This is a genomic window from Acinetobacter sp. YH12135 (assembly GCF_013418565.1).
GTDB lineage: Bacteria > Pseudomonadota > Gammaproteobacteria > Pseudomonadales > Moraxellaceae > Acinetobacter > Acinetobacter towneri.
In genome coordinates, this window is record NZ_VPBU01000046.1 from 1 (window position 1) to 4,586 (window position 4,586).

The window sequence follows — 4,586 nt, forward strand, 5'->3', positions numbered from 1 at the left end:
GCATGTTCCGCGTCCTTGCAATACTGTGTTTACATACAGTCTATCGCTTAGCGGAAAGTTCTTTTACCCTCAGCCGAAATGCCTGCCGTTGCTAGACATTGCCAGCCAGTGCCCGTCACTCCCACTCAAATGTTAATAGGCCGCCTCTATGAAGGGGGCTGTTTTCGGGGTCGATTTCCAGGGGTTCATTGACACTTGAGGGGCGGGCTATGCCTTCCCTCTTGGCGTCCAATCCGCCCCTTGGGGCGTCAAATCAAGTCCGCTTTGTTCGGGCTGGGGTTGAAGTTGAAGCTGGGAATCTCCCCCGGCTTATGGCTGGCTGATGGTACTGGTTTGGGTGTCGCTGGGGTGGCTTTCTTGGGGGCCGGTTGGGAGGATGCCGGCGGTCTTGCGGTGGCCTTTTCAGGCTCGCCTGGCGACCGAATCAGACTGTTCACATAGCTGATAAAAGCATCATATCCGAAGCTGATTTTCCCTTCATCGTGCAGCGTTTTCCAGATGGCTTTTACCGGCCAGCCATCGGTCAAAGCCTCTTTTATGTCGTCGCGCTGGGCCAGGAAAGCCGCCCGATTCTGTCCTGAACGGGTGGGCTTTTGGGTCTGCATTTGCGCTGCAATGCGCTCTGTAAGCCGTTTAGTCATGCCGATTCTACCGCCTTTTATATGTCGATTTATCCGCGATTTAATGCCGATTCTATCGCTATTAAAGCGATTGTAAGGCGACTAAAGCCAGATTGCACGCCTTATGCGTGGAATCGGCTTGTGTTTGTCGATAAAACGGGTTATAGCCGGTAAATGGTAGTGATGTTAAAGTGGTGGTGAAGCGGGCAGGATGTGTGAAGTAGGCCCACCATGCAAGCATGGTGTTCCTCTTCACTTCCCCTTATTCGCACCTGCGGCGCTCAACGGGAATCCTGCCCTGCGGGGCCATCGGCGGACGCCGGAATAAGAGAACCAGGAGGACGCCAAAGATGGAGGCGACAGAGCAGAAGGTAACGAGAAAAAGCAGCACGCCGATCAAGGTGTATTGCCTGCCGGAAGAGCGGGCCGCCATTGAGGCCAACGCACAAGCGGCTGGCTTGAGTACGTCTGCTTTTTTGCTGGCCGTGGGGCAGGGTTACGCCGTCCAGGGCGTGACCGATTACGAGAACGTGCGCGAGCTGGTGCGGGTCAATGGCGACCTGGGCCGCCTCGGTGGTCTGCTGAAATTGTGGCTGACCGACGATGCCCGAACGGCCCGGTTCAGCGCTGAAACTGTCTTGGGCCTGCTGGCCCGGATTGAGGCCAACCAGGACGAAATGAGCCGATTGATGGAATCTATTGTGCGACCCAGGGCAGCATCATGATTGCCAAGCATGTTGCCATGCGTTCCCTGGGCAAATCAGACTTTGCCGACCTGGCTAAATACATCACCGACGCACAGAGCAAAGACCACCGGCTGGGCCATGTTCAGGTCACGAATTGCGAGGCGCATTCAGTGCGCGATGCCATCACCGAAGTGCTGGCCACCCAGCACATGAACACCAGGGCCAAGGGCGATAAGACCTATCACCTGATTGTCAGTTTTCGCGCCGGCGAGAATCCCGATGCCGACACCTTGAAGGCGATAGAGGAACGGATTTGCCAAGGGCTAGGGTTTGGTGAGCATCAGCGTATCAGCGCCGTGCATAACGACACCGACAACCTGCACATCCACATTGCCATCAACAAGATTCACCCGACCAGGCACACGATGCACGAACCGTACTATCCGCACCTGGCGCTGGCCGACTTGTGCGAGACGCTGGAACGGGACTATGGCCTGGAGGCAGACAATCACCGGCCGCAGCAGCGCGGGGCGGCATCGAGGGCCGCCGACATGGAGCGCCATGCCGGCGTGGAAAGTCTGGTGGGCTGGATCAAGCGCGAATGCCTGGACGACATTAAAGCCGCGCAGTCCTGGACGGAGCTGCACCAGGTCATGCGTGATAACGGCCTGGAGATTACGCCAAGGGGTAACGGGTTGGTGATCCGGGCCGATGACGGCACGATGGTCAAGCCCAGCACCCTGTCCCGCGATCTGTCCAAGCCTGCCCTGGAAAAGCGGCTGGGAGCCTTTGAGGCGTCACCGGATCAGCAGGAGAAGCCGCCCAGGCGGCAGTATCAAAAGAAGCCGGTACGGTCACGCGCTGACACCACCGAGCTTTATGCCAGGTACAAAGTTTTTTATCGCCAACTTATCAATGATAAATAAAAGTCACATCTATGTCAAAATCACTTATAACCGCACTCATTGTTGTCGCGCTTGATGCGATTGGTTTGGGATTAATCATGCCGGTGGTTCCGGCTTTATTAAATGAATTTGTACCGGCAGAGCAAACAGCATTTCACTATGGTGTTTTTTTATCGCTTTATGCGTTTATGCAGGTCTTTTGCGCGCCCGTTTTAGGGCGGTTATCTGACCGCTATGGACGGCGGATTATTTTGCTGGTTTCATTTTTAGGTGCCACGATTGATTATAGCATAATGGCGGCAGCGCCTGTTTTATGGGTGCTTTATATCGGCCGGATTATCTCAGGTGTTACCGGAGCAACTGGTGCAATCGCGGCATCAATTATCGCTGATACAACTAAACAGGAAGAACGTGCGCGTTGGTTTGGTTTTATGGGGGCGTGTTTTGGTGCAGGTATGATTGCAGGGCCTGCTATTGGCGGTGTTCTTAGTGATATATCTGTGCATGCGCCCTTTGTGGCAGGGGCTCTTCTCAATGCAATTGCCTTTTGTTTGGTGGCTTTCTTGTTGCCCAAAACGCCGTCACAACCGCCTGAAGGACAGCCAGCCAAAATCAATTTGTTTGAAGGCTTTCGCTTCAATTTTGCAGTTCAGGGACTTGCCAGCTTTTTTGCGTTGTTTTTTCTTATGCAGCTGATTGGGCAGGCGCCCGCCGCTTTGTGGGTGATTTATGGCGAACAGCGCTTGAATTGGGATATTGGCACAGCAGGTGTGTCGCTGGCCGTTTTTGGTGCAGCACATACATTCGTACAAGCTGTTTTAACCGGCACTCTTTCAAAGCGACTGGGTGACCGCGGTGTGTTGCTGCTTGGAATGGGCGCTGATATGTGCGGGTTTTTATTGCTGGCTTTTATCACGCAAAGCTGGATGGCGGTATTCTCAGGAACGGGTCCTATACCAGGAGCAATTCAAGAATTGCAACAGCAGATTTTTACTGAATGGTTACCAACTTCAGGTTTTGAATATGCTGAATTGCCAGATATCGAATTATATTTAGATGCTAATCCTCAGAATGCACAGTTCCAAATATGGCTCCCGATTCGTGCAAAATAAAAAAGTTGTGGCAAGTTTTTTGCCACAACTTTTTTTGAATAAAATGACTCTTAGTATTTTATAACTGACAATCAGCATATTAGATACTATAGTTGTTGTTGGCCTTTTAATTTGTTATAATCATATTGAGAGTAATTAGGAAAAAAGGAGCGTGGACAGATGACTAGAACGTGGTTTATTACTGGTGGAAGTAAAGGAATTGGTTTTGAGACAGTAAAATTAGTATTAGAAAATGGCGACCAAGTCATTTCTTTTTCTAGAACAGAAGGAAAACTCAGCAGGTTAAAAACAGAATATGGATCTTCTTTGCTGATCTGTTTAGGCGATATTGAAGAACGAGACATGGTAGTAGCCGCTGCTGCTAAGGGAGCAGAAAAATTTAATGGCATCGATATTGCTTTGAGTAATGCGGGAATGATGCTTGGAGGAATGATTGAGGAGACAACAGAAGAAGAGGCGCGTCAGATAATGAATGTAAACTTTTTCGGTTCTCTTTGGACGGCTCAAGCGGTTTCTCCTTTTTTGCGAGACAAATCAGGTCGTTTTATCCAAATGAGTAGTATCGGGGGCATCATGTCTTGGATGACTTCAGGTCTATACAGTGCTAGTAAATTTGCGGTAGAAGGATTGACGGAAGCTTTAGCACAGGAACTGGCTCCTTTTGGTGTTCATGTGACTATTGTTGAACCAGGAGGTTATTGGACAGATCTTTACAAGAAACTGCATAATAGTAAACGCTTGCCGGATTATCAAGAACTGCATCAACAAATGGATGCCTTCGCAAAAGAACAGGAGGGTCAGGCGACAGATAGTGACCCTATATTAGCAGCAAAGACAATCTTAAAACTTGCGGCATTGCCTGAACCACCACTACGTCTAATATTAAGTGATTCTCTTTTTGATGGGGTGATCGAAGCAACGGAAAATAAAATCGCCGGGTGGAAAGCAGAGGAGAGCCTCAGTCGGGAATCAGAAAAATTGATTCCAATGCCTGAAGGGTATTTAGCTGATAAGTAGATGACGACAGGAAAGTGACAATAAAAAATGAAAGAAATCATTGAAGAAATTCAAGCATACAAACCTTTTACACAGCAAGAAGCAAATGATCAAAAACTTTTTCTAAAACAAATACAATTTACGTATAGGAAGAATAAACGCCCTTTTCACCCAAGTCCAACAGCTTTGGACCGCAGTTGACTCTTTCGACACCCCTGCGATGCAACCCAATCCGGCTGACGGGGAGCCAGCAACGCTGAAAATTTA

At 49.7% G+C, this 4,586-nt stretch carries 5 protein-coding genes and 2 pseudogenes; 6 read left to right on the plus strand and 1 reads right to left on the minus strand.

Features of this window, described 5'->3' with window-relative positions; genetic code table 11:
• Window positions 1-248: 248 nt before the first annotated feature.
• Entirely contained in the window at window positions 249-641 is a 393-nt protein-coding gene (locus FTU70_RS14175) for a TraK family protein (protein ID WP_052928019.1), read from the minus strand.
• Window positions 642-970: 329 nt separating this feature from the next.
• On the opposite strand from FTU70_RS14175, the gene traJ reads away from it, so the two are divergent.
• The 6 genes and pseudogenes from traJ to FTU70_RS14200 all read left to right on the plus strand — a co-directional run bounded on the left by traJ (window position 971) and on the right by FTU70_RS14200 (window position 4,520).
• Window positions 971-1,345: a conjugal transfer transcriptional regulator TraJ gene (gene traJ, locus FTU70_RS14180; RefSeq protein WP_033472343.1), complete on the plus strand. Its 375-nt coding sequence runs from the start codon at window positions 971-973 to the stop codon at window positions 1,343-1,345.
• Window positions 1,342-2,217: pseudogene (gene traI, locus FTU70_RS14185) on the plus strand (TraI/MobA(P) family conjugative relaxase); the annotation flags it as partial. The gene traJ and the pseudogene traI, both read left to right, overlap by 4 nt.
• A 26-nt stretch (window positions 2,218-2,243) precedes the next feature.
• Window positions 2,244-3,146, plus strand: a pseudogene (locus FTU70_RS14190) (TCR/Tet family MFS transporter); the annotation flags it as partial.
• Window positions 3,138-3,323, plus strand: a complete 186-nt coding sequence (locus FTU70_RS14470; RefSeq protein ID WP_233735431.1) for a GyrI-like domain-containing protein — start codon at window positions 3,138-3,140, stop codon at window positions 3,321-3,323. The pseudogene FTU70_RS14190 and the gene FTU70_RS14470, both read left to right, overlap by 9 nt.
• Window positions 3,324-3,482: 159 nt before the next feature.
• Window positions 3,483-4,340 (plus strand): SDR family NAD(P)-dependent oxidoreductase, encoded by an 858-nt coding sequence (locus tag FTU70_RS14195; protein WP_120366351.1) that lies wholly within the window; start codon window positions 3,483-3,485, stop codon window positions 4,338-4,340.
• Window positions 4,341-4,367: 27 nt separating this feature from the next.
• Window positions 4,368-4,520, plus strand: coding sequence for a hypothetical protein (locus tag FTU70_RS14200; RefSeq protein WP_180007116.1), 153 nt, complete (start codon window positions 4,368-4,370; stop codon window positions 4,518-4,520).
• The last annotated feature ends 66 nt before the right edge of the window (window positions 4,521-4,586 follow it).

Coding starts and splice junctions, on each gene's coding strand:
- FTU70_RS14175 (WP_052928019.1), bottom strand. CDS start 641: ATGACTAAACGGCTTACAGAGCGCATTGCAGCGCAAATGCAGACCCAA.
- traJ (WP_033472343.1), top strand. CDS start 971: ATGGAGGCGACAGAGCAGAAGGTAACGAGAAAAAGCAGCACGCCGATC.
- FTU70_RS14470 (WP_233735431.1), top strand. CDS start 3,138: ATGGCGGTATTCTCAGGAACGGGTCCTATACCAGGAGCAATTCAAGAA.
- FTU70_RS14195 (WP_120366351.1), top strand. CDS start 3,483: ATGACTAGAACGTGGTTTATTACTGGTGGAAGTAAAGGAATTGGTTTT.
- FTU70_RS14200 (WP_180007116.1), top strand. CDS start 4,368: ATGAAAGAAATCATTGAAGAAATTCAAGCATACAAACCTTTTACACAG.